Source organism: Maricaulis sp. D1M11 (genome assembly GCF_047308265.1).
Lineage (GTDB): Bacteria > Pseudomonadota > Alphaproteobacteria > Caulobacterales > Maricaulaceae > Maricaulis.
The window spans coordinates 69,301-94,443 of record NZ_JBKQWY010000011.1 but is presented as its reverse complement, the minus strand read 5'-3'; the positions used below and the strand labels follow the sequence as shown (position 1 = coordinate 94,443).

Sequence of the window (25,143 nt, the reverse complement as noted above, 5' to 3'; positions counted from 1 at the left end):
ATCATTGTCCTTTGAACTCGCAAGAGAGGGAGGAGTAGAGTGATTTGAAACGTTCGTATTTCGGCGCCAGGGTCGACATGTCGGCATCACGCGGTTCGATGATGTCCACAATCGGTGGCGGAGCCAAAATGGTGTCGGAATCGCCGTCTTCATGCCCAAGACGTGCCAGTTTCGCGGCACCGAAGGCCGGGCCGAATTCAGACCCGCTGCGGAAGATCATCGGGCGTTTGAGGGCCGCGGCGAGGAGGCGCCCCCAATAGCGTGAGCGTGAACCGCCCCCGATCACCGAGAGTGTGTTGACCGTCGAGCCGGACTCGATCAAGGCCGAGAGTCCGTCGGCGAAGGCAAAGGCAACGCCTTCGAGCACCGCCTGGCTGATCCGGGCCGGGTTTGTGTCATGGTCCATGCCAAACACCACGCCGCGGGCTTGCGGATTGTTGTGTGGGGTGCGTTCACCTGACAGGTAGGGCAGGAAGATTTCGGGCACATCTAGCCCGCCTTCCTGTTCTGCCAGCGAGACCAACTCGGCCGGTCCGGCCTGGCCTGTCAGCTGCACAGCCCAGTCGACGCAGCTCGCTGCGCTGAGCATTACCGTCATCTGGTGCCAGCGTTGGGGCAAGGCATGGCAGAATGCGTGCACAGCCCGCCCCGGATGAGGACGAAAGGCGCTGCCGGCCAGGAAAATCACGCCGGACGTGCCCAGGGACAACAAGGCATCGCCTTCATTGATCACGCCCACACCGGCTGCTCCGGCGGCGTTATCTCCACCCCCTGCGACCACATTGACCCGTTGCATGCCCCAGGCTTCCGCCAGTTCGGCGCGCAGCTTGCCGGTGGTCTCGGGGCCTTCATACAGGTCGGGCATGGCCGAGCGCGACAGCCCGGTGGCATCCAGCGCAGTGTCGGACCAGTCCCGCGCAGCCACATCCAGCCAGCTCGTACCCGCAGCATCGGACATGTCCGATCCATACTCTCCGGTCATGCGCAGGCGCACATAATCCTTGGGCAGAAGGACTTTGTGGATCTTGTCGAACAGCTCCGGTTCATGGGTTTTCAGCCAGAGCAGTTTGGGCGCTGTGAAGCCGGGCATGACGAGATTGCCCGTGATGTCCTCAATGGCCGGACAGGCTGTTTTCAGGGCCTCGCATTCCGCGAAACTGCGACCGTCATTCCATAAAATGGCAGGGCGCAGCGGCGTGTCGCTGGTATCCAGGAGCGTCGCGCCGTGCATTTGTCCGCTCAGGCCGATGCACTGCACCTGGTGGCGCAGATCAGCATCCAGCTGGCTCACCGCCGTATTGGTGGCTTCCCACCAGTCCTTCGGGTTCTGTTCCGACCATAGCCGCTGCGGCCGTTGCACGGCCAGAGGCGCAGCGGTTTGTCCTTTAATCGTATTTGTGTCATCGATAATCATCGCCTTGACAGCAGATGTACCGATATCGATCCCCAGATACATGTGGACCGTTCCCCCCTTATGCGCGTGTCGCATGCCCACCCAAAGAACCGGGTGGGGGTTACGCCGCGATTTCGGTAGCGCTATCAAAGGCGCAAGACCGTTAAACCGTCAAGTGTTGCGACCCGTTCGTGATGCTTGCCCGCCCGCCGCAAACTTGGTAGCGGTACCATAACAGATGTTTCAACATCGGCAAATGGGGAGTGTTGCATGATACGCCTGAATGGCTCGAAATGGCGCGTGGATATTGCGCCTGAGCTGGGTGGTGGCCTGTTGGCTGGCCGCTATGACGGTGTGGATGTGATGTATCCTGCGCGCCTGCCTGTCTCAGGTTTCGCGCCGCTGTGCCTGTCCTCCTTCCCGCTTGTGCCCTTCTCAAATCGCATACGTGACGGGAAGTTCGCGTTCAACGGCCAGGATATCGAGCTGGAAAAGCCGATGCCAGGCGAGGGCAATGCAATCCATGGCCACGGTTGGGTCAGGCCCTGGTCGGTCCTGTCTTTCGCCGACAAGTCGGCCACGCTGGAACTGGTGCATGACGCTTCAGACTGGCCCTGGGACTATGTGGCGCGGCAGGATTTCTCCATCAAAAAAGACGCGTTTACTCACACCCTGTCGGTGACCAATCGCAGCCGTTCACCCATGCCGGCGGGCCTGGGTTTGCATCCCTATTTCCCTCGCACTTCGGATTGTGAGGTTGAATATGCGGTCCGGGGAGTCTGGACGGGGCCTGTGCACGGGATTCCGGCCCGCCGGGAAGAACTGCCGTCCTACATGGATTTCTCCACCCGCAAAGTGCCAGGCCCAGAGTTTATCGATCATTGTTTCGAGGGCTGGACGGGACAGGCGGAGTTGCGCTGGCCCGACCGGGGCGTCGGGATCAGGATGGGGGCCGATGATGCTGCCCGACACCTGGTGACCTATTTCCCGTGCGGGGAAGACTTTTTTTGTATCGAGCCGGTCACGCACATGAATGATGCGGTGAACTGGCACGGTGATCAAAATGAAACCGGGCTGCGCGTGCTGGCACCCGGTGAAAGCCTGTCGGTGACGATGACGCTGACAGGGTTTGAATTGAGCTGATGGGGGTGAGGCCGATGGTCAATCCAGTTTTGCGTGGGTTCAATCCGGACCCCAGTATTTTGCGGGTCGGCGAGGATTACTACATCGCGACCTCGACTTTCGAATGGTTTCCGGGCGTGCAGATCCATCACTCCCGGGATCTGGTGAACTGGACGCTGGTGTCGCGTCCGCTCAATCGTCCCGATTTGCTGGATATGAGGGGCGTGCCGGATTCCTGCGGGGTGTGGGCGCCGTGTCTGAGCTATGCCGACGGCAAGTTCTGGCTGCTCTACACCAACGTCACGCGCTTCGATGGCGACTTCAAGGATACACCTAATTATCTCACGACATGCGAGACCATTGATGGAGAGTGGTCCGAGCCGGTCTATCTGAATGCCTCGGGCTTTGATCCGAGTCTCTTCCACGATGAGGATGGCCGTAAATGGGTCTCCAACATGGTGTGGGACCACCGTACGGATCGGACCTATTTTCAGGGCATCATGCTCCAGGAATATGATGTCGACGCGCAGAAGCTGACCGGGCCGCGCAAGCTTGTCTATCCCGGATCCGAGCTCGGTTTCACCGAGGGGCCGCATATCTACAAGCGAGACGGTTTCTACTACATGGTCGTGGCCGAAGGCGGCACGGGATATAATCACGCTGTGACCTTCGCGCGTTCCCGGGATATCTGGGGGCCGTATGAGACAGACCCGAACGGGCATGTCATCACCGCCAAGGACAATCCCGAGCATGGTCTGCAACGGTGCGGGCATGGCGCTTTGGTTGATACGCCGGATGGACGCCATTTCTTCGCGCACCTGGTCTCGCGGCCCTATTCTGACAATCAGCGCCGTTCACCCATGGGGCGGGAGACGGCGATCCATGAAGTGAGCTGGAATGCGCAGGGCTGGCTGGAGCTTGTCGACAAGCCCGAGAATTATCAGCGTTTCGAGCTGACCAACCCGACGGTCAAACACTATACGTTTGATGGCGACACCCTGCCGGAAGACTTCCAGTGGTTACGCACACCCGTGCCGTCGGACATCCTGTCTCTGGATGAAAACCCTGCGGCTCTGCGGCTGCATGGGCGCGAATCCATCGGCAGTTTCTTCACTCAGGCACTGGTCGCGCGTCGGCAGACGCACTTCACCTATACGGCTGAAACCGAGCTGGATTTCGACCCGGAAGACTATCAGCAAATGGCCGGGCTGACGGCTTATTACAATGCTCACAAGTTTCACTACCTCTTCGTCAGCCGTCATGAAGACGGGCGACGCTATCTCGGGCTGATGAGCTGTAATGCGCGTATGGATCTTCACACCGACCAGCCCTTGGCCGAGGCGCCGGTCTGGTTGCCGGATGAAGGGCGTGTTCGACTGGGGCTCGATGTGACGGGCGACGTTGCCCAGTTCCGGTTCGCGATCGAGGGCGGTGAGTGGACGCAGATCGGACCGCAACTCGATGCCAGCCTTCTATCCGATGAGGCGGGCAAGGGCGAGGGCGCCAATTTCACGGGTGCCTTTGTGGGCATGGCCTGTCAGGACATAACCGGTCAGCGCAAGCATGCGGATTTCTACAGTTTCTCCTATGATGAGAGTCGCGGGGTTGGATCATGAAAACGATTGCCGTAACGGGCGGAAGCGGCGCGTCAGGGCGTGTTGTCTGCGAACACCTGATCGCCCTGGGATATTCCGTCGTCAATCTGGATCGCGTTTTTGTGCGCGGTCACCCGGCCTCATTCCGTGAGGTTGACCTGGAACGCTACGGGGATGTTCTGTCGGCGATGATGGGATGCGATGCCGTCGTGCATTTTGCGGCCCATCCCGAACCGGATTTTGACCTGCACACGGGTGCACAGCGTTTCATCAACAATACGGTGTCCTGTTTCAACGTGTTCAATGCAGCGGTGGCACTGGGACTGTCCCGCGTGGTCTGGGCGTCGAGTGAAACCGTGCACGGCTTTCCGTATTTCACAAACACGCCGGCTCATTTCCCGGTGACGGAGGAGACGCCGGTCCAGCCGCAAAACGCCTACGCCATTTCGAAAGTCTTGTGCGAAGAGCTGGCGGAGCATGTCTGCCGTCTCAACGCAGGGATCAGCATTGTCGGGCTGCGTCTGTCCAACGTGCTCTACGAAGCCAATCATCGCGATCTTTATTCGAAAATCCCGGGCTATTGGGATGATTTCAAAAGCCGCAAATTCAATCTGTGGAACTATATCGACGCGCGCGATGTGGCGCGGTCTGTCGAGCTGTCCCTGGTGGCCGATCTGGCCGGGGCAAATGTCTACAATATCACCGCGCCCGACACGATTATGCGCCAGGACACCCGCGATCTGATCGCCGCGGAATTTCCCGACGTGAACGTCCAGTCCGAGCTGGCGGGGCGCACATCACCGGTCTCCGCCGATAAGGCGCGCCGGGATCTGGGCTGGGTGGCTCAATACACCTGGCAGGACGTGATAGACGAGCGCTGACCCATGAAAATCACCGGCCTGAATATTCACCTCGCGAAAGAATGGCGGACATTCCTCTTCATCACGATCGAGACGGATGCGGGTATTACAGGCATCGGTGAAGCCGGGCTGACGGGACGGGAGCTGGCGGTCAAAGGAGCTTTGGAGCATTTCGAGCCCCTGATCATCGGCGAGGACCCGTTCCGTATCGAGCACATCTGGCAAAAACTGTTTCGTGGCGGCTTTTTTCCGGCCGGTCCGATCGGATCGAGTGCCATCAGTGCCATTGATCTGGCGTTGTGGGATATCAAGGGAAAGGCACTGGAAACACCCGTCTATCAATTGCTCGGTGGTCAATGCCGGGACCGGTTGAAGACCTATTGTCATCTGCATGGGCGCGGTGTTGACGGTATCACCCAATCTGCTCGCCAGGCGGTGGATGAGGGGTGGAAAAGCCTGCGCTGGGAGCCGCACTACGAAGCCGATGGCGTGATCGAGCCCGCGGCCTCTGTCACGGAAAGTCTCAGGCAATGGGAGGCCGTGCGCGGCGTTGTGGGGGATGACATCGATCTGTGTTTCGATGTTCACACCCGGCTGGGCCTGTCTGACGCGATCCGCCTGTGCAAGGGTGTAGAGGCGTTTCGTCCGTTCTTTATGGAGGACCCGCTGCGATCCGAGGCGGCCGGGATTTATGACCGTTTGCGCGAACAGGTCAGTGTGCCCCTGGCGGCAGGTGAGCAATTTGCCAGCAAATGGCAGTATAAACCGCTTGTCGAAAACCGCTTGATTGATTTCGCTCGGCTGGATTTGTGTGTGGGTGGCGGTTTGACGGAGGCGCGCAAGATCGCGGGCTGGTGTGAAACCAATCTCATTGATATTGCGGTGCACAACCCGATCGGCCCGGTATCCACGGCGGCGTGCGCCCATTTCAATCTGAGCCTTCCCAATTTCGGTGTCATGGAGTTGCCGCGTCGTCCCGAAGACTGCTTGTCGGACGTGATATCCACGGCATGTCATTGGCAGGATGGGTTTGTGACGCTGGAAGACCGGCCGGGTCTGGGCATTGAAATCGATTTTGAGGGCCTGGCTCGATATCCGTTCGAGATGGTCGAACTGCCGCATATTCAGCGAGCGGACGGAAGTTTCACCAATTGGTAGAGTGTGGCGTGTGTTGCGCTGCACAAGGGATTTAACCGAAGCGGGAATTGACAAACATGACTCTAGCTACAAATGATACCGCTACCAAAACAGAGGCCCGCGGGCCGCAGGACGCGAATTTCATGGATATCCGGCTTGAAGTCGATTCGGGATGTACGCTGGGTGAGGGACCTTTGTGGGTTCCCCATACAGGGTGTCTGTGGTGGGTGGATATCCTCAAGGCGCATCTGCATTGCCTGGACACGGAAACAGGGTCTCACATCCAGCGCGAATTGCCGACCGCACTGACCGCACTGGGTCTTCATGCGGACGGTGGCTTTATTGGCACGTTGTGGGACCGCTTTGTCCGCCTGGATGAAGATATGGAAATCGTCCAGGACTGGGGCGTCCAGGAACCGGATCTTCCGGAGAACCGTTTCAATGATGGCAAGGTCGATGCGGCCGGCCGTTTCTGGGCCGGGACCATGCATGCCGATCTCGAACACAAATCCGGATCGCTCTATCGCATGCTGGATGATGTGATCACACGTCATGATGACGGGTATCAGGTCACAAACGGCCCGACCTTCTCTCCGGACGGCAAAGTGCTGTATCACACCTCGACGATGGAACGTGTGATCTTCGCCTTTGATGTGGATGCGCGCGGCGATCTGTCCAACAAGCGAGTTTTTGCCCGAGTGCCCGTCGAAGAGGGCAAGCCCGATGGTATGACCGTCGATGAGCAGGGCGATATCTGGATGGGCCATTATGGCGGTGGCCGCATTACCCGGTTTGGCCCGGATGGTCAGGTGAAAGACCAGGTCATCATGCCCGTTACGAATATCACAAGCTGCACATTTGGCGGCGCTAACCTTGATCGAATGTATGTGACGACCGCTGCGGATGGCGTGGATGAGGCCCATGGTGGCGGCCTGTTCTCGTTCAATCCGGGTGTCAAAGGACTGCCGCCGGCCTATTACCGGGGATAGTCTGGAATGAGCCGACCGGGAAAACCTGGCGGCGGGGAGGATAAATGAGTGGTGCGTTAAGAGGGGGCAGCAAGCTCTCGCTTCGGGAAAAGATCGGCTACGGTCTGGGCGATACAGCGTCCAACCTGGTGTTTCAGCTCGCGCTGAATTTCATCACCCGTTTCTATACCGATGTCGCCATGATTGATGCCTTCCAGGTCGGTCTGATCATGCTGGTCGTGCGGTTTATCGATGCCATCACGGACCCGGTCATGGGCGCGTTTGCGGACCGGCAGAATTCCCGCTGGGGACGATATCGCCCCTTCCTGCTCTGGTTTGCAGTGCCCTTCGGTCTCTCGGCCCTGCTCGCCTTTTCCATCCCCGAACTGCATGAGAATGGTAAATTCATCTATGCCATGATCACCTACGCGCTCTTGATGATCGTCTACACGGCGATCAACATTCCCTATTGCGCGCTTGCAGCCTCCATGACCAGCGACCCGGACGAGCGGTCTTCGATCCAGTCCTGGCGTTTTGTCGGTGGCCAGACCGGGGCCCTGGTGGTGTCGTCCATGACGCTGCCGCTGGTCGCCCTTCTTGGCCAGGGGGATGATGTGGCCGGGTGGCGATACACTGCGGCTGTGTTCGGCGTTCTGTCGGTGATCCTGTTTGTCGCGTGTTTCCTCTTGACCCGGGAGCGAGTGAAGGTTGCGGCAAGCGCGGCTCCCGCGGATCTGTGGGGTGATTTTGCGGCCCTGTTCCAGAATGACCAATGGCGGCGTCTGGCGATAATCCAGCTGTTTCTTCTGACATTCCTCGTCATGCGCGCCACGGTGACCTTCTATTTTGTCGACGAGTTCTATGGAACGGTGGACGGCAAGTCGGCCGGCTATCTGGTGACGGCCTTCTTCACGCTGGGCTCCATTGGGGCGATCGTCGGCAGTTTTGAAGCCAATCGTGTATCCAGCAACGGACCGATGCGCGAGTTGCTGTTGCTTGCCCTTGTCCAGATCGGGCTCTCCATCCTGTTTGTCGTCGTGGGTATCGCCACGGTGGAGATGGCCGTCTATGCGGGCTGCGCCGTGTTGGCCGGGGTGGTGCTGTCGGAAGTGATCGGAGCGATGTTCGGTCGGATCGGCGCGCTGTCGATGCTGTTCATCGCCCAAGGCATGGCGCACCTCGCCCTCTACATGGTGGGCGGAAACGATTTCCTGCTCGCCCTGGCGCTGTTCGTGGGCATCATGTTCATCAACCAGGTCGCGGTTCCGATCATCTGGTCCTTGATGACGGACTCGGTCGATTATGGTGAGTGGAAAACTGGGCGGCGCGTCGCGGGTTTGAATTTCTCCGTCAATCTCTTTGCTCTGAAAATGGGGGTCATGTTTGGCGGCGTGATCGCAGCCTGGACGCTGGCCTTTTATGGCTATGACGCCGAGCTGGAATTGCAAACAGAGCAGACCTTGCAGGGGATATCGATGGCGTTTGCCCTGATACCGGGTTTCCTGTGTTTTATCACTGCCTTGCTGGCCTCCCAGCTGAAACTCACACGCGGCCATATGCGGGAAATCCAGGCTGAGTTGGACAAACGTAATCCGGATCGTCATGAGGAGATCGAGACATGAAGGCTCTGGGACAGTTGATCGCGGGGGGCCTGTGGGGGGCTGCTCTGCTGGCGGGCTGTGAGGCCCAGCCTACCTCGTCTGAGGCCCGGCCCGCCGAACTTCAACCGGACTTTCGGGTCATTGTCGGCCAGGACCTTGATGCCCTGCGTGGCTATCACGGCAGTGGCCTGTTTCCCAAACCTGATGGCGTGACGGTCTATCTCAGCTTGATGAATCTGCTCAATGCGGACGCGGATTTTGGCGGCCTGGGCGTCGGGTTGGATGGTGAGCCTGTAGATGTCGAGACGGATTGGGGTGGCGGTCCGACCAGTGCGTGGAAGGCCGTTGATGAGTTTGATGCCAATGGTCTCGCGATTGGTCTGAACTTCGCGGACTATGGGGGGGATGGCCTGATCGACCGCCTGGTGGCGGGTGGTTTGGATGCAGAGATTGATCATCTCGCGGCCTTCTTTGTGCGCATCGATCGGCCCGTCTATCTCCGGATCGGGTATGAATTCGATGGGGCGTGGAATCCGGGATATGAGGACCAGCCCCGTTTTGTGGAAGCCTATCGCCGGATCGTTGACCGGGTCCGGGCGGCTGGGGCCGACAAGGTCGAATTTGTCTGGCAGAGCGCCACCTCTCCCATTGATGATGTGATCGAAGGGCGCCGTGAAGACTTGTCCGGCTGGTATCCCGGGGACGATTATGTCGATTGGATGGGGTTGTCTTTCTTCCTTCCGCCGGATGATGTTCAGCGATCCCAGGTCGCTGATAATCGTATCGACTGGACCCAACGCGACTTCATGGACGAGCTCCTCACGCTGGCGCGGGAACACAACAAGCCTGTGCTCGTTGCTGAGGCGAGTCCCCAGGGTTTTGATATTCGTGAGCGGACCCGAGGCAATGTCTCCTATCTCTGGGACGGGCCGGAAGGACCGGTGCAGCAGGATCTGTCGTCCGAACAGATCTGGTCTCTCTGGTATGAGCCCTTTTTCGACTATGTCCACGCGAACTCGGACGTCATTCGAGGCATCGCCTACATCAATGTCCGCTGGGATGATCAGGGGCTTTGGGACGCGCCGTATGAGGGTGGGTATTGGGGCGATACGCGCCTGGAACTCGACCCGGAATTGACGCGCCGATGGTTGCTGGAACTGGACCGTTTCGAGGCCGGAACGGATGTGAGTAACAACTAGACTGAGGAAATCCGCTTGACAGGCGGGTTTGGAGTCAACAGAAATGATACCGCTAACACAATCGAGGTGTGCGGTGTTTCATGACCGGGCAGATCTGCGCAAGGGCGGGCTGTCGGTCGCGATCTGGCCGATCAGGGTCAGATGCACAGGGTGCCAGATGCACAAGGTGAATGAACGATGCTGAACTGTCTGCCGCAAGATTACAAAGACGCCATTCTTCTGGGCCGGATCTGGCAGGGCAAAGGCCCAAGCCCGGTCCTTGTGGTCAAGGGTGTGGTCTATGATCTCAGTCACGAAGCCGCCACGACCTCGCAATTCCTGAATTGCTGGAACGGCGATCTTGATCGTTTCACGCGGTCTGTGACGCGTATGGGTGATATCGAGCAGCTGAGCCTGGTGCCGGCGTGGGAAAATGACGAGCGCGCCATGCGCCTGCTGTCCCCGATCGATCTGCAGGTGGTCAAGGCCTCCGGCGTGACCTTCGCGGTGTCGGCCATTGAGCGCGTGATTGAGGAACGCGCCATGGGCGATAGCAGCGCCGCGTCGGATATACGGGCGAAACTGGCCGAACGTGTCGGCGCCGATATTCGCTCTGTGGTGCCGGGCTCCGAGGAATCCCGCAGTCTCAAGGCGGCCCTCATCGAAGATGGTCTGTGGTCGCAATATCTCGAAGTGGCGATCGGTCCGGATGCCGAAGTGTTCACCAAGGCGCCGATCCTGTCGACGATGGGGTGGGGCGACTATATCGGTGTGCGCGGTGATAGCGAGTGGAACAATCCCGAGCCGGAAATCGTTCTCGTCTGTGATGGCGTCGGGCGGGCGCTCGGAGCCTCGCTTGGAAATGATGTGAATCTGCGCGATTTCGAGGGTCGCAGCGCCCTGTTGCTCGGCAAGGCCAAGGATAACACGGCGTCAGCCTCGATCGGCCCGTTCATTCGGCTGTTTGACGACACCTACACCCTTGATGATGTGCGCTCTGCCACGGTCTCTCTTGAGATCGAGGGGGCGGACGGTTTCCGTCTGGAGGGTGCGAGCCCGATGTCTGAGATCAGCCGCGACCCCGCTACGCTGGTCAGCCAGACCATTGGCAAGAACCACCAGTATCCCGATGGCTTTGCCCTGTATCTGGGCACGATGTTCGCTCCGACCGATGATCGGGACGAGGCGGGCCGGGGCTTCACACACAAGGTGGGTGACCGCGTTCGCATCGCCAGTGAAAAGCTCGGCGTGCTCGAAAACGAGGTCACGACGTGTGACCTGGCGCCGCGCTGGAGCTTTGGCGTCATGAATTTGATGCGGAATCTGGCCGATCGCGGCCTCCTGACCGCATGAGTATTTGCAAGAACTCCTCCCCTCGCGTGTCCGGGCTCTTCGGGGCCCGGCACGCGCCTTTTATGATTTGCACCAGATGAGAAAGCGTTGACCATGCCTGTCGCTCTCTATCCCTCCCTGGAAGACAAGACTGTGATTATCACCGGCGGTGCCTCCGGCATCGGCGCGGCCCTGGTTGAATCCTTTGTCCTGCAGGGCGCGAAAGTGGCCTTCCTGGACCTCAATCATCAGGCCGGCGCGCTGTTGGCGAACCGGCTCTCGGAGCTTGGCAAACACGCGCCGGCTGCATTCCAGTGTGACCTGACGGATCTCGATGCCCTGCAGGCCTGTCTTGACGAAGCCATTGACGCGCTGGGGGGCGCTGTCGATGTGCTAGTCAACAATGCCGCCAATGATGATCGCCACGAAGTGGGTCAGATCACGCCTGAATACTGGGATAACCGCATGGCGGTGAATCTGCGTCATCAGTTCTTCTGTATCCAGGCGGTGCTGCCGGGCATGAAGGCAAAAGGGTATGGCTCGGTGATCAATCTGGGATCGATCTCCTGGCATCTCGGCCTGGAGAACATGCCACTTTATATCACGGCGAAAGCCGGTATCTCCGGCATGACGCGCGCCCTGGCCCGGGATCTCGGTTCTGACGGTATTCGCGTGAATTGCATTGTTCCCGGCGCCGTGAAGACCGAGCGCCAGATGCAGTTATGGACGACGCCGGAGAGCGAGCGTGAAATCCTCGACCAGCAATGTTTGAACGAACGCATCGAACCCCATCACGTGGCGGCGATGGCGCTCTTTCTGGCCGCAGAGGACAGCGCCATGTGCACGGGTCACGAATACTTTGTTGATGCAGGGTGGAAATAGTCGATGACCCGTCGCCTGCGCTCCCAGGACTGGTTTGCCAATCCCGACCATGTCGACATGACCGCGCTCTATCTCGAGCGTTTCATGAATTACGGTCTGACCCCGGAAGAATTACGGTCCGGTCGGCCGATTATCGGTATCGCCCAGTCGGGCAGCGACCTGTCGCCGTGTAACCGCGTTCATCTCGAACTCGCCAAACGCACGCGTGATGGCATTCGCGATGCGGGCGGCATTGCGATGGAGTTTCCCACCCATCCGATCTTTGAGAATTGTCGGCGCCCCACCGCTGCGCTGGACCGGAACCTGGCGTATCTCGGCCTGGTGGAGATCCTGGACGGCTATCCGATTGATGGAGTTGTATTGACCACCGGGTGCGACAAGACCACTCCGGCGGGCATTATGGCTGCGTCCACGGTGGATATTCCCGCGATTGTGCTCTCCGGTGGCCCGATGCTGGACGGCTGGCACGAGGGCAAGCTGTCCGGTTCGGGCAGTGTGATCTGGAATTGCCGGAAGAAATTTGCCCGCGGGGAGATCAATGAAGAGGAGTTTTTGGAAGAGGCCCTCAGCTCTGCTCCGTCGGTTGGTCACTGCAACACCATGGGTACAGCATCGACCATGAATGCTGTGGCGGAAGCCCTGGGGCTGTCTCTGCCGGGCTGTGCCGCCATTCCTGCAGCCTATCGTGAGCGGGGCCAGATGGCGTACCGCACCGGTTGCCGAATCGTCGAAATGGTCAATTCCGATCTCAAACCGTCTGACATCCTGACGCGAGAGTCCTTCATCAATGCGATGCGTGTGACCGCAGCGATCGGCGGGTCAACAAATGCCCAGCCGCACATCTCGGCCATGGCCAAACACGCCGGTGTTGAACTGGAAGCGGAAGCCTGGCAACGCGAAGCCTATGATGTTCCCTTGATTGTGAACATGCAGCCCGCCGGGGAGTATCTGGGGGAACGCTTCCATCGGGCCGGGGGTGTTCCCGCCGTGCAGGTTGAGCTGGAGGCTGCCGGGCTTCTCCTCGGCGATGCGGCCAGCGTCACGGGTGCCCCCATCCGCGAAAATATCGAGGGGCGGGCGACCCGGGATCGGGAGGTTATTCGTACCTGTGCCGAGCCGCTCAAGGAGAAAGCCGGATTCCTGGTGCTCTCTGGTAACTTCTTCGATTTCGCTGTGATGAAAACCAGTGTCATCGATGCTGAATTCCAGGCGCGTTATCTCGATGGTGCCGAAACACCGGGTGTGTTTGAGCTCAAGGTCGTGGTGTTTGACGGGGCGGAGGACTATCACGCCCGGATCAACGATCCGGAGCTGGGCATTGACCCGCACACTCTTTTGGTGATGCGCGGCGCCGGGCCGCTGGGCTGGCCGGGCTCGGCCGAGGTGGTGAACATGCAGCCGCCCGACGCGCTGATCGCTCAAGGTGTGAGCAGCCTGCCAACCCTTGGCGACGGTCGCCAGTCTGGCACTTCGGGCAGCCCGTCCATTCTCCATGTGACACCTGAAGCAGCAGCGGGCGGACGTTTGCGCTGGTTGCAGAATGGTGATCGTGTGCGGATCAATATTCCCGCAGGAACCTGTGATATCTTGCTGGATGAGGCCGAGATCGCGCGCCGCGATGCCTCCGTTCCGGTTGAAACGATGGAAAGCCGGACTCCCTGGCAGGAGATTTATAGGGCGCATGCCGAGCCTCTCAAAGAGGGCGCCAGCCTTGATGTCGCTACCCGTTACAGGGGGCTGTCAAAATCCCTGCCACGGCACAACCACTGATAAAACAGTGATCATGCCTTGATCTGAAGCCGGGGAGAGCGAGAATTGCAGCGTGGACGAGGAGCGAAGGGCTTGTAATCACATGGCGAAGACACGCGCGAGATGGCAGTCGGGGACGACGATCAAGGATGTGGCGACCCACGCCGGGGTCTCCCCCATGACCGTATCACGTGTCTTGAATAATGAGCCGGTTGTGAAACCGGCGACGCGTTCGCGAGTGATGGAAGCCGTAAAAGAGCTGAACTACCGGCCGAATTTTTCGGCCCGGAGTTTGGCAAAGGCACGCTCCTTTTTCATTGGACTTCTCTATGACAACCCGTCTGCCGGGTATGTGAGCGAGTTTCTCGACGGGGCCGTGCGCCGTTGTCGGGCGGACCGTTATCACATGGTTCTGGAGAATTGCAGCGAGGCCGATGAAGAGGGCGGTGATCTGATCACCGAGACCCTGTCCCAGGCGAATGTGGACGGGGTGATTATCCTGCCGCCGGTCAGCAACAATCCGTCTGTCATCCAGGCCGTTGAAAACCTGGGTCTGCCCTATGTCCGAATTGCGCCCGATGGTGAGGAGAATGATGCGCCTGCTGTCGGGATCAATGACTATGAGGCCGCGTATCAGATGACCCGTCATCTGATTGATCTGGGGCATTCGCAGATCGGCTTCATCAAGGGGCATCCCAATCAGGGTTCAAGCCATGAACGGTATCGCGGTTTTGCTGATGCCATGGCGGCGGCCGGATTGACGGTGGACCGGGCCAGTGTTGCGCAGGGCTATTTTGACTTCCGATCAGGTATTGAAGCGACCGAGGCCCTGTTGTCAGGGGACAATCGTCCGACGGCGATCTTTGCGTCGAATGATGACATGGCCGCCGCCGCCATCACCATGGCCCGCAAGTTCGACCTGGAAGTTCCCGAAGATCTGTCTGTTGTCGGCTTCGATGACACGCCGATCGCCGGGACAACCTGGCCGGCTTTGACGACGGTGCGCCAGCCGATTGCCGAAATGGCCGAGGCGGCGGTCGGTGTTCTGATCCGTGACCTCAAGGGCGATTCGGATGCCCCGGTTCAGAAGCGCTGGTTGCTCGATTGCACGATTGTCGAACGCGATTCTTCAGCAAAACCGAAACCATCCTAGGGGAGAGCAATGGATTACAAAGAATTGGCAGAGCAATTCTGGGAGCAGGGCTATCTTCATTTGCCCGGCTTCTTCACGGCAGACCGCATGGATCATCTCAACGCCATGATCCACGATCATTTCGGCGCGAATCCGGATTTTGAGCATACCGAGGAGTTTCTCGAAAAATCCAAGGTCGAGGTTGTGCCGTGGTTCCCGCAACGTGAGGGGATTCACGATTTCGACGTTGAGGAGGGTGATGAGCGTCTCGACACCCTGACGCGCACGATCCTCGGTGAGGGTTGGGGCAAGCAATACTGCATGGTTATGTTTTCCAAGGATGGCTCGAATGGTCAGTCCTGGCATCAGGACTGTCCGCCGGACGATGCGGGTGTGCACAATCTCAATCGCCTGATCTACACGCAGGATATCCGAGAGGAAGAGGGCGGTCAGCTGGGCGTTGTGCCGGGTTCGCATCGCATGGGTGAGCTGACCGTGGGTGACCCGACGGGTGATTTCGACACCCAGAAGGTTCTGGCACCGAAGAAGGGGGATCTCGTCATTCTTCATGGACATGCCTGGCACCGGGTATTCCCGAGTCAGGGTGGCAGTCGGTCTTCCACCAATTTCCGTGCCGGCCCGCAAGGAACGCCGGAGGATATCACGGACATCTGTGTCTACCGGAACATGCGCTATAAATTCTCGACCAGTGAAGTGGTTATGGAGCGCGCTTGATCCATGGCGGTTCCAATGTGGCATTCAAAAGCCGGGGCGTGGCCCCGGCTTTTTCTATTCAAGTTCCGGCCTTTCTGATCAGGTGTAGCGTGATCAGCGCGGTTGAATGGCGTGACGGATCCGGTCCATCTCGATCTGGAAACCGAGCGTATCCGCATGGGAAACGCGTTCACTCTGTGTGCGTCCGGCGAGAATATCCTGACTGGCCGCCTCGATTTCAAACTCGAAACCGTCTCCGGCCCGATCATCCACAAAGGTCTCGATGAGGTCATTCACCTTGTAGAGACGGGCCTGGGGCGCGCGCCAGAAATCGGGGATCTCGATCCAGCCTTCAGTTCCGATCAGATAGGCCAGATTGGGCAATTTCGACCGGAAGCTCGTCCCCATCGACGCGCTGACCGTCCCGTAATCTCCCTGCCAGACAATATCGGCATCCACGCCATTCTCGGCCAGGCGCCCGATCGCGCTCAAGCGATCCGCGGGTTTGCGCGTGAAGAGCCAGGTAAACGCTGTGGGATAAACACCCATGTCGAGCAGGCAGCCGCCGGCCAAATCCGGATTCCAGGCTCGTCCGTCCGGATCCCAGGGCATGGGATACCCAAAATCGGCTTTGACCTGCACCAATTCCCCGATGCGCCCATCATTCAGCCATTGCTCGGCCTGCCGTATGGCGGGCAGGAACCAGGTCCACATGGCTTCCATGAGGTAGGCATTGGCATCCCGTGCGGCCTCGATGAGGCGTTCGCTGTCGGCATGATTGACTGACAGGGGTTTTTCACAGAGCACCGCTTTCCCGGCGGTGATGGCGGCCAACCCCTGTTCGAGGTGGTGGCTGTGAGGGGTGGCGATGTAGATGGCATCGACCTGATCGCTGGAATATAGCGCGTCATAACTCCCAACGGCGTTAGGAATGTTGAACGTCTCGGCAAACGCCTGGGCGCGGCCGAGATCACGGGCGGCAATCATGCTCAGCGTCGCTGAGGGGGCGTGCTGGATGTCCCGGGCAAACTGCTGGGCGATTCGCCCGGCCCCGAGAATCCCCCATCGAATCTGTGTCATCCTGTTCGCTCCGCTTCCCATTCTTCAAGGGTTTTCTGTTTGGTCTCCGGCAGGAAGATGAAGACGAGGACCAGGAACACCAATCCGAAGGCCGCATAGGTATAGAAGGTAAAGCCTGCCCCCAGATTGGCGACCTGAAGGGGGAAGGCGACCTGGACCACCGAACTCACCCCCGCATTCACAAAGGTAATGGCTGACATTGCCAGCCCGCGTATGCGGTTCGGGAAGATTTCGGACAAGAGGACCCACATGACGGGCCCAAGCGAAACGGCAAAAGACGCGACGAAGCCCAGAATGCCCGCAAGGACGAGGCCGGCATTGATATCGATGGCCTTGTTGGTCAGTTCGGGTTGGTGGATGCGGGCCGCATCCTCGCCCAGTGAGTCATACAGCGCCTCGCGGAATGCGACATCACTTTCATACGTCACGCCTACCATGGGGGCGAGATCGGTCCGATCAATTTCGGCGCTCAGGCTGGGCACATCCTGGGCATCGAGTGTGAAACGGGCTTGTTGAAATCCGAAACCGGCGAGTGACATCGATACGACCACCCCGGTCAGACCAATGATCATGAGGGGTTTGCGACCCAGGAAATCAATGGCCAGAATGGCGAGCAAGGTGAAGATGATGTTCACGATGCCGATTGCCGTCGCCTGTGCAAAGGCAGCATTGGTGCCCGCACCTGCGAGTTCGAAAATGGTTTGTGCGTAGAAATAGACGGCGTTGATACCGGTGATCTGCTGCGCGACGGCTACGATGAGGCCGATCGCGAGGAGTTTGAGAACCCCGACATTGAGGAAGACATGGAAGGGGGTCTTGGCCTTGCTGCGTGAGCTTTCGATACTGTCGCGGATCTCCTCGATCTCGGCATCGATATTCTCTGCCGCGTGATAGCGGGCGACGACCGCCCGGGCCTTGTCTTCCTTGCCGCGCACCATCAGCCAGCGCGGGCTTTCCGGAGCAATCAGAAGTGCCAGGAAGAACAGGCCCGCAGGCAGGAGTTCGATGCCCAGCATCCAGCGCCAGGCTGTCTCGTCCAGGTTGAGTGCCGCGATCGGGCCGTCGACAACACCGGCTGCTTGAATGATGAAATAGCCGGCAAAATAGGCCACGGCAAAACCCACAACAATGTTGAGCTGGTTGATCGAGACCAGCCGACCGCGCGCATCACTTGGCGCAATCTCGGCAATGTAGAGCGGAGCCAGAACCAGTGACGCAAAGGCGAAACCACCCAGGGCCCGGGCCGCGACGAGTGTGTCATAGTCAGGGGCAAGGGCGGAGGCCAAGGCCGATGTGGCGTAGAGCACTGCGACGATGATCAGCATCAGGCGCCGACCCAGCAGATCGCTGAGCGGGCCGACCAGCAGCCCGGCCACAATGGCGGCGATGGAGGGCGCGCCCACCAGCAACCCGAATTGAAGATCGGACAGTCCGAAGTCTCGGACTACAAGACCACCGGCACCCGAGATAATGGCGGCGTCAAAGCCGAACAGAAACCCCCCCAGCGATACAAGACTGGAGAGGATGATAAGAGATCGGGTCTGGCGGGTCATTCGGTGGATCCTGTGTCTGTCATCGTGTCGGTCGGGGCTTTCCAGGCTGTGATGGCCTCGTTCCACCGCACGATGATCGTGTCGTTCACTTCAATACGCGTATCGCCCCAATATCCTTCAGTGTAGGGTGCTCCCCAGCGGTCCTGACCATCCCAGTTCTGGTTGATATAGGCCAGACCTTGAATCCGGGGGTGTGCCTCCATGTAGTCAAAGAGCGGTTGGAACCAGGCGTCCCAGATCGCATCTCCGGACATTTCGACCCGGCCTTCGCCGGACGGACCATCCCACAGACCGACGATATGACGATTGGTCCCGTTGGCTAGATCGAAGCCTTGCGGCGAGGCTTCGGCGATGAGGACCGGCTTGTCGCGTGCATCCGCAAACGCCATCATTTCATCAATGAGTGAGCGCTGGGTTGTCACAGGTTCCGGTTGGGCCGGGGCGTTTTCATCTAGGGTCAGGAACCAGGACAGGCCCATCCAGTCGACCACATCATCACCGGGATACCAGTCCTCGATTGTGTCACGGCGACCATCGATCACATCGTCGATCGGAGAGGCGGAGGTCTGCCAGACGAACTGAACCTGGTCGCCACGGGCCGCGCGAACCCGCTCGGCGATCCGGCGATAGGCCGCGCGATAGGCCGGGCTGTTTTCATAGCCGACATTCCACACACCTTCGAATTCATACCCGATGCGAAGAAGGACGGGATTGTCGATGACCGAGAACAGCTGACTCAATCGGTCAATTTCGGCGTCATAGGCGCCATCGGCAATGCGTTGGAGTGCGCCGGGAGCCACATCCTCGGCCTCGTTCTCTGTCAGCGACAGTCCGATAACCAGAAAGGCGGCCGGATCCAGTGCGGCGGCCATATGGGTATTCATGGCGCCGGCGCCGCCATCGACCAGGCGGCCATCTGGCTCACCGTCCAAATCAATGCCGAGATTGCCAAAGCCCTTGCTTTCGTCCGCAAGCGCGTAAAAGGAGAGATATTCGGTGTAACCATCCGGCTGAACACAGCAGTCGCTGTCCAGATATCCGCGGATGGCGCCCATATCTTGACCCATGATGAGCAAATTGCGGGCAGAGGCAGCAGTTTCTGCAGTTTCAGCAGAGGTTCCGCTTGCGGACGGCCCTGTTTCTGCGGAAATCTCACTCATAGTTGTTGTGTCTACGGGCGTCGGAGTGTCCTCCCCCTCCGGTGCCTGGCAGGCACTCAGCCCCAGGGCGAGGGACACGCCCAGCCATCCGGGTTTGTGACAGAAGCGTTGCAAAAGCGACACGCTCCACGCCCAATTTGTTCTATTTCGCAACCGCAGCATAAACATGACTGAAAGGCCTCCCCGCCTTTGATTTTCAACGAATTCTCTCAATTGCTGCGCCGCACAAAACCCGCATCTTCGTGATTTTACTTCCGAATTTTCTATTCCGGAGGCGTTGACGGGCATGTGAAGCTTTGTATGAATTGGTAGCGCTCCCACAGCGCGGAGTAAACCAAAATGATAGCGCTCCCATTTTTGGATCAGACCGGGAGAGCCTTTTGTTTTAGGACGTTTGGTAGATGAGGCATCTGCCAGATGATTGTTTGGACATGCAGGGCGCGGGCTACGGGGAAGTTTGCCAGCGGCTTCGGGGAGAATAAATATGAATAAGTATCTGAAATACGGTGTGAGCGTTGCTGCCCTGGCAGTCGCCGCGACCAGCGCATCTCATGCGCAGGACAACACGGGTGACATTGAAACCATTTCCGTGACCGGTATTCGCAGCTCCATTACGGCCGCAGCGGACGTCAAGCGTGAAGCAGATGGTGTTGTCGACGCGATTTCCGCGGAAGACATTGGTGATTTCCCGGACTCAAACCTGGCTGAATCCCTTCAGCGTATCCCGGGCGTGTCGATCGACCGCGCGAATGGTGAAGGTAACCAGATCTCTGTTCGTGGTTTTGGCCCGAGCTTCAACCTTGTCACCCTCAACGGCCGTCAGATGCCGGGCGCGTCCTCTCCCAAGCAGGAGAACGCAGACAGTGCCCTGCAGCCGCGGAGCTTCAACTTTGCGGACATCTCCGCTGAAGCCGTGACCGGTGTTCAGATCCACAAGACCACGAATGTCAACATGCCGACCGGCGGCATTGGCGCCACGGTGAATATCGCCACAGCGCGTCCGCTGGACATGGCCGATTTCGTGCTGTCTGGCTCTGCAAACTTCCTCTACGACGAATCCAATGAGGTCGGTGACGACTTCACCCCGGAAGTCAGCGGCATCGTGTCAAAGACCTGGGATTTTGGTGATACGGGTGCTTTCGGTGTCCTGGTGAACGCGTCCTACTCCGAGCGTGACAGCCGCGAAGAAATCGTGTCCTCCGACGGCTGGTTGCGCAATGCGCGCGGCTGGAATGCGAATGTCGACGAAAGCGCCGTCGACCCGAACCTGAACCCGGGTGTGATTTTCACGCCTCGGAACCTGGTGACGGATATTTCCGACCACTCCCGGACCCGCGAAAACGCCCAGGTCGTGCTGCAGTTCGCACCGAATGAGCGTGTGACCGCGACGCTGGACTACACTTATTCGAACTATGAAGACACGATCGACCGCGCGCAGACCGCTGTCTGGTTTGACCAGAACCTGGTGTCCGGTACCGCTGATGCCAATGGTACCCTGATCAATCCGACGATTACCTCTGATCTGGTCAATTTTGGTGCGTTCGACTTCAACTCCTATTCGGACTTCGTGCAGCGCGAAAACAAATCTCTCGGCTTCAATGTCGAATGGTTTGTGACAGACAATCTCTCCGTCGAGCTGGATTATCACGACTCTGAATCCCACGCTCAGCCGGATGGTCGCAGTTCCGACTTCCTGGCGATCGTGTCCGGTCCGATTGGCACCAGCTACACAGCTGATTTCAATTCCGGTCTCGACGTCCCGCAACTGACTTACAGCCACGGTGTTGCTGGTCAGGATCCGTTTGATCCGACCTTGCTGCGTCCGAATATCGCGCTTCAGCGTGGTAACCAGATGCTGGTGGAAGTGGACGAGTTTAACCTGCGGGGTAGCTGGGAAAACACGTCGGGTGATTTCCTGACTGCGATCAATTTCGGCTATGGCCACATTGAGTACAATGTAACCACTAACTTCATCTTCGATCTGGACGTCTTCAACGGCGGCATCACCTGTGGCGCTCCGTGTAACGACACTGTGACGCGGGTGGAGCGCGGTGGATATGGTGGCGACCTTTCTGGCACAGGAACTCTGCCACCTTACTTCCTGCAATATCCGGCGTCTGGTCTGGAAGAATTCCTGAACTCTATCGCTCCTTCGGGAACGACGGTGAATGTCTTCGAACTGGTCACGCCCGTCACTAATGTGATCGAAGAAGTTACGGATAGCTTCTACCTCCAATTCCATATGGAGGATGACTTCAATGGTATGCCCTTCCGCGCGGTTGCGGGTGTGCGCTATGAAGCCACGGAAGTGACCGGTGGTACGCTTGGCTTCCCGCCGTCCCACCTGACATGGATCAGCTCTACCGAATTGCGGGCTCAGAACTCGTCCACTGAAGAACTCTTCACGCTGGCCGGTGAGTACGACGTCTTCCTGCCGCAGCTGGATACCAGCCTGGAAGTTCGTGATGACGTGCTTGTGCGCTTCTCTTACGGTCGGTCCCTGTCCCGTCCGGATCTGAACCGCCTGCGCCCGAACCTGTCCATCACCGATACCCGTCCGGGTGGACCATACCAGGCTGTTCAGGGCAATCCGAACCTGGAACCTTACATCTCTGACAATATCGATCTGTCAGCGGAGTGGTACTATCAGGAAGGGTCCTACGCTGCGGTGTCCTACTTCACAAAATTCGTGGACAACTACATCGTGACGTCCACGACACGAGGTGAAGTGCCGGGCACGATCGGCTGTGGTCTGACGGACCCGTCCATCCCGGGTGTGAACCCGCCGGCTCCGGTGGACGGTACGTGTTCTGACCCGACCGCGATCTTCGATATCACCACGCCGACAAATGGCGAGGCGGCTCAAATCACCGGTTACGAGCTGGCTCTCCAGCATCTGTTTGGTGAGACCGGTTTCGGTGTTCAGGCCAACATTACTTTCGTGGAAGGTGATGTCGACTTTGATCCGGCCCAGCTCAGTCAAGCTGTCGCTCTGCTCGGCCTGTCTGACAGTGCCAACCTGGTCGGTTTCTACGAAAACGACTCCTTCCAGGCCCGGATCGCCTACAACTGGCGTGATGAATTCCTCCTGGCTGTCGACCAGCTCCGCCAGCCGGGTGAGCCGGTGTTCGTGGACACCTATGGTCAGTGGGACATCAGCGCCAGCTACAACATCAATGATTATTTCAGCGTCTTCGCCGAAGGCCTGAACATCACGGATGAGACGGCAACAGCGCATGGTCGTTTCGACAACCAGTTTGTCTACGCCTATCACGGCGGCCCGCGTTACACGATTGGTGTTCGTGGCAAGTTCTAATCTGACTTGAACCCTCCTGAGGGCCACCCGTGACAACGGGTGGCCTTCTTTTTATCTTGAACTATGTGTTGGGGCGGAGGTGTCCGGATGGAAAAGCCTGTTCGGCGAATTGTCATTGTTGGGGGCGGATCTGCTGGCTGGATCACCGCCGGCACGCTGGCGGCCAAACACCGGTCCGATCATCCTGACCGTTTGTCGATCACGCTCGTGGAAAGCCCCAACATCCCTATTATTGGCGTGGGCGAGGGCACCTGGCCCACAATGCGCACAACCCTGCGCCGTATGGGGATTTCCGAGACAGACTTTATTCGTTCGTGTTCCGCGACCTTCAAGCAGGGGGCCCAGTTTGCGCGCTGGGTGACGGGCAAGCCGGACGACAGCTATTATCATCCGCTGATGTTGCCCCAGGGCTTCCTGGACGGAAACCTGGCGCCTCACTGGTTGGAAGAGACACAGGGTTTGTCCTTCTCGGCGGCGGTCAGTCCCCAGGATCATGTCTGTGACCGGTCTCTGGCACCCAAACAGATCACCACGCCTGAATACGCCGGCGTGCTCAATTATGCCTATCATCTCGATGCGGGTCGGTTCGCAGATTTTGTTCGCGATCATTGTGTCAGCCAGCTAGGCGTGAACCATGTCCTGGCCGATGTGACCGGGCTTGAAGCGGCCGAGAATGGTGATATCGCTGCCATCGAGACCGAGCAGGCCGGGCGGATTGAAGGCGATCTTTTCGTCGATTGCACCGGGTTCAAATCCCTGCTGCTGGGCGAGCACTATGGTGTGCCGTTCAAGAGCTGCAAGGACGTGCTGTTTATTGATACCGCTCTGGCCGTTCACACGCCTTATCACACCGAGACAGATCCGATTGCGTCTCACACGATCTCGACCGGTCAGTCCGCGGGCTGGATCTGGGATATCGGATTGTCGACGCGCCGCGGGGTGGGGCATGTCTATTCATCTGCCCACAATGATGAAGACACAGCGGCCCGGGAACTCGATGCCTATCTCCAGCAGAGCGGGCACTCTCTCGACGCGTTGAGCTACCGGAAAATCAACATCAATCCGGGGCATCGCGAACGCTTCTGGCACAGGAATGTCGTGGCCATCGGTCTGTCAGCCGGCTTCCTGGAGCCGCTGGAAGCCTCTGCGCTGGTCCTGATCGAGCTGTCCTCGCTTATGCTGGCCGAGCAGATGCCGACGACACGTGGCGCCATGGACATTGTTGCCAAACGCTTTAACGCCAAATTCCGCTATCGCTGGGACCGGATCATTGATTTCCTCAAACTTCACTATGTGCTCTCGCAGCGCGAGGAAGACGCGTTCTGGCGTGACAATAAAGACCCCGATACCGTTCCGGAGTCTCTCAATGAATTGCTGACCTTGTGGAAAGATCAGCCGCCCTGGCATGATGACTTTGACCACAAGGATGAGGTCTTCCCGGCTGCCAGTTATCAATACGTTCTTTACGGCATGGGTTTTCAGACCCGAGCAAGCCATCTAAACGCATCCAGTGACGCCAAGGCATTTGCCCAGCAGCAGTTTGCCGAGCGTCGGAAGGTGACCGACCAGATGCTGGCGCATCTGCCAGATCACCGAGCTCTGATCGAGAAGATCAAGGTTCATGGAATGCAGCAGATCTAGACCCAAAAGCAGATACGCATGTCAAAACCAGAATTTCTCGACCAAAAACTTCACGGCCAGCTTCAGGTCGCCACGCGTTACGGGGCTGAGTTCGGTCATGCCACCCATTTGCTCCCTGTTATGGCTGTCGAACTGCCGCGATTGATCGGACAATACCCGGTGTTTCTGGTCAAACAGCCCGAAACGGGCGAGTTTCTGCTCGCGGCAATGACCGGTTTCGGGGCTGATGAGAACCTTTTTCTCGAGGGGGAGGCGTGGACAGCGTCTTATGTCCCGCTTCATATCCGTCGAGGTCCGTTTTCGGTCAGTCAGCGGGAAGCAGAGGGGCAGGTTTTCCTCGCGCCGCAGATCAATCGTGAAGACAGCCGGGTTGGAACGACAGGCGAGGCCCTCTTCGATGCGGCCGGCGAAGCGACGCCTTATCTGACCGAAATGAATTCGGTCCTCGCGACTTTGGTCGACGCGGGTCCCAAGACCAAGGCACTCATCCAGGCGCTGGTCGATAACCAGTTGATCGAAATTGTGAAGCTGGATGTCAGTTTCAAAGATGGTTCGCGTATGCGTTTCGACAATCTCTATTCCATCAAGCAAGAGGCTGTGCTGGGGCTTTCAGCGGACAAGCTCGCCGAGCTGAATGCGGTCGGACACCTGCGCGATGCCTATTTTATTTTGGCCTCTCTGTCCCAGGTGTCCAATCTTATCGATCGCAAAGAGGCGAGTCTCTGACGGT

Annotated in this window: 19 protein-coding genes; 15 read left to right on the top strand and 4 right to left on the bottom strand. The window is 58.6% G+C overall.

From position 1 onward, the window contains the following. Window position 1 precedes the first annotated feature (1 nt). On the bottom strand, window positions 2-1,456 hold the full coding sequence (gene xylB / locus RMQ97_RS15175) for a xylulokinase (protein WP_413661751.1): 1,455 nt from the start codon (window positions 1,454-1,456) through the stop codon (window positions 2-4). 207 nt (window positions 1,457-1,663) lie between these two features. Here xylB and RMQ97_RS15170 point away from each other — a divergent pair, with 207 nt between their 5' ends. From RMQ97_RS15170 to RMQ97_RS15115, 12 genes are all read left to right on the top strand, one after another. Next, the gene (locus RMQ97_RS15170) at window positions 1,664-2,536 is read left to right on the top strand and encodes an aldose 1-epimerase (protein ID WP_413661750.1); all 873 of its coding nucleotides are present in this window, start codon (window positions 1,664-1,666) and stop codon (window positions 2,534-2,536) included. A gap of 14 nt (window positions 2,537-2,550) precedes the next feature. Further along, entirely contained in the window at window positions 2,551-4,131 is a 1,581-nt protein-coding gene (locus RMQ97_RS15165; RefSeq protein ID WP_413661749.1) for a glycoside hydrolase family 43 protein, read from the top strand. Further along, window positions 4,128-4,991, top strand: coding sequence for an NAD-dependent epimerase/dehydratase family protein (locus RMQ97_RS15160; RefSeq protein WP_413661748.1), 864 nt, complete (start codon window positions 4,128-4,130; stop codon window positions 4,989-4,991). The genes RMQ97_RS15165 and RMQ97_RS15160 overlap by 4 nt, the downstream gene beginning before the upstream one ends. A 3-nt stretch (window positions 4,992-4,994) precedes the next feature. Further along, window positions 4,995-6,128: a mandelate racemase/muconate lactonizing enzyme family protein gene (locus RMQ97_RS15155; protein ID WP_413661747.1), complete on the top strand. Its 1,134-nt coding sequence runs from the start codon at window positions 4,995-4,997 to the stop codon at window positions 6,126-6,128. Window positions 6,129-6,184: 56 nt separating this feature from the next. Continuing rightward, window positions 6,185-7,096: an SMP-30/gluconolactonase/LRE family protein gene (locus RMQ97_RS15150; RefSeq protein ID WP_413661746.1), complete on the top strand. Its 912-nt coding sequence runs from the start codon at window positions 6,185-6,187 to the stop codon at window positions 7,094-7,096. 44 nt (window positions 7,097-7,140) lie between these two features. Then, a complete protein-coding gene (locus RMQ97_RS15145) occupies window positions 7,141-8,697 on the top strand; it encodes a glycoside-pentoside-hexuronide (GPH):cation symporter (RefSeq protein WP_413661745.1) in 1,557 nt (518 codons plus the stop codon). Beyond that, complete coding sequence (locus RMQ97_RS15140; protein ID WP_413661744.1) at window positions 8,694-9,875, top strand: hypothetical protein; 1,182 nt, start codon at window positions 8,694-8,696, stop codon at window positions 9,873-9,875. Before RMQ97_RS15145 ends, RMQ97_RS15140 begins: the two co-directional genes overlap by 4 nt. 177 nt (window positions 9,876-10,052) lie before the next feature. Further along, window positions 10,053-11,207: a fumarylacetoacetate hydrolase family protein gene (locus RMQ97_RS15135; protein WP_413661743.1), complete on the top strand. Its 1,155-nt coding sequence runs from the start codon at window positions 10,053-10,055 to the stop codon at window positions 11,205-11,207. 93 nt (window positions 11,208-11,300) lie between these two features. Continuing rightward, the gene (locus RMQ97_RS15130) at window positions 11,301-12,068 is read left to right on the top strand and encodes an SDR family NAD(P)-dependent oxidoreductase (RefSeq protein ID WP_413661742.1); all 768 of its coding nucleotides are present in this window, start codon (window positions 11,301-11,303) and stop codon (window positions 12,066-12,068) included. 3 nt (window positions 12,069-12,071) lie between these two features. After that, window positions 12,072-13,838: an IlvD/Edd family dehydratase gene (locus RMQ97_RS15125; protein ID WP_413661741.1), complete on the top strand. Its 1,767-nt coding sequence runs from the start codon at window positions 12,072-12,074 to the stop codon at window positions 13,836-13,838. A gap of 82 nt (window positions 13,839-13,920) precedes the next feature. Beyond that, entirely contained in the window at window positions 13,921-14,970 is a 1,050-nt protein-coding gene (locus tag RMQ97_RS15120) for a LacI family DNA-binding transcriptional regulator (protein ID WP_413661740.1), read from the top strand. A gap of 9 nt (window positions 14,971-14,979) precedes the next feature. Further along, window positions 14,980-15,684, top strand: coding sequence for a phytanoyl-CoA dioxygenase family protein (locus RMQ97_RS15115; RefSeq protein WP_413661739.1), 705 nt, complete (start codon window positions 14,980-14,982; stop codon window positions 15,682-15,684). Between the two features lie 93 nt (window positions 15,685-15,777). On the opposite strand, the gene RMQ97_RS15110 is transcribed toward RMQ97_RS15115, so the two are convergent. From RMQ97_RS15110 to RMQ97_RS15100, 3 genes are read right to left on the bottom strand one after another with little or no spacing between them, the layout of a single operon-like run. Next, entirely contained in the window at window positions 15,778-16,743 is a 966-nt protein-coding gene (locus RMQ97_RS15110; protein ID WP_413661738.1) for a Gfo/Idh/MocA family protein, read from the bottom strand. Continuing rightward, on the bottom strand, window positions 16,740-18,296 hold the full coding sequence (locus RMQ97_RS15105) for an MFS transporter (RefSeq protein WP_413661737.1): 1,557 nt from the start codon (window positions 18,294-18,296) through the stop codon (window positions 16,740-16,742). Before RMQ97_RS15105 ends, RMQ97_RS15110 begins: the two co-directional genes overlap by 4 nt. Further along, the gene (locus RMQ97_RS15100) at window positions 18,293-19,363 is read right to left on the bottom strand and encodes a glycosyl hydrolase (protein ID WP_413661736.1); all 1,071 of its coding nucleotides are present in this window, start codon (window positions 19,361-19,363) and stop codon (window positions 18,293-18,295) included. The genes RMQ97_RS15105 and RMQ97_RS15100 overlap by 4 nt, the downstream gene beginning before the upstream one ends. A gap of 577 nt (window positions 19,364-19,940) precedes the next feature. Between RMQ97_RS15100 and RMQ97_RS15095 the strand changes: the two genes are divergently transcribed. The 3 genes from RMQ97_RS15095 to RMQ97_RS15085 all read left to right on the top strand — a co-directional run bounded on the left by RMQ97_RS15095 (window position 19,941) and on the right by RMQ97_RS15085 (window position 25,139). Beyond that, window positions 19,941-22,772: a TonB-dependent receptor gene (locus tag RMQ97_RS15095; RefSeq protein ID WP_413661735.1), complete on the top strand. Its 2,832-nt coding sequence runs from the start codon at window positions 19,941-19,943 to the stop codon at window positions 22,770-22,772. A gap of 87 nt (window positions 22,773-22,859) precedes the next feature. Next, complete coding sequence (locus tag RMQ97_RS15090) at window positions 22,860-24,413, top strand: tryptophan halogenase family protein (protein ID WP_413661734.1); 1,554 nt, start codon at window positions 22,860-22,862, stop codon at window positions 24,411-24,413. Window positions 24,414-24,431: 18 nt separating this feature from the next. Next, window positions 24,432-25,139: a SapC family protein gene (locus tag RMQ97_RS15085; protein WP_413661733.1), complete on the top strand. Its 708-nt coding sequence runs from the start codon at window positions 24,432-24,434 to the stop codon at window positions 25,137-25,139. The last annotated feature ends 4 nt before the right edge of the window (window positions 25,140-25,143 follow it).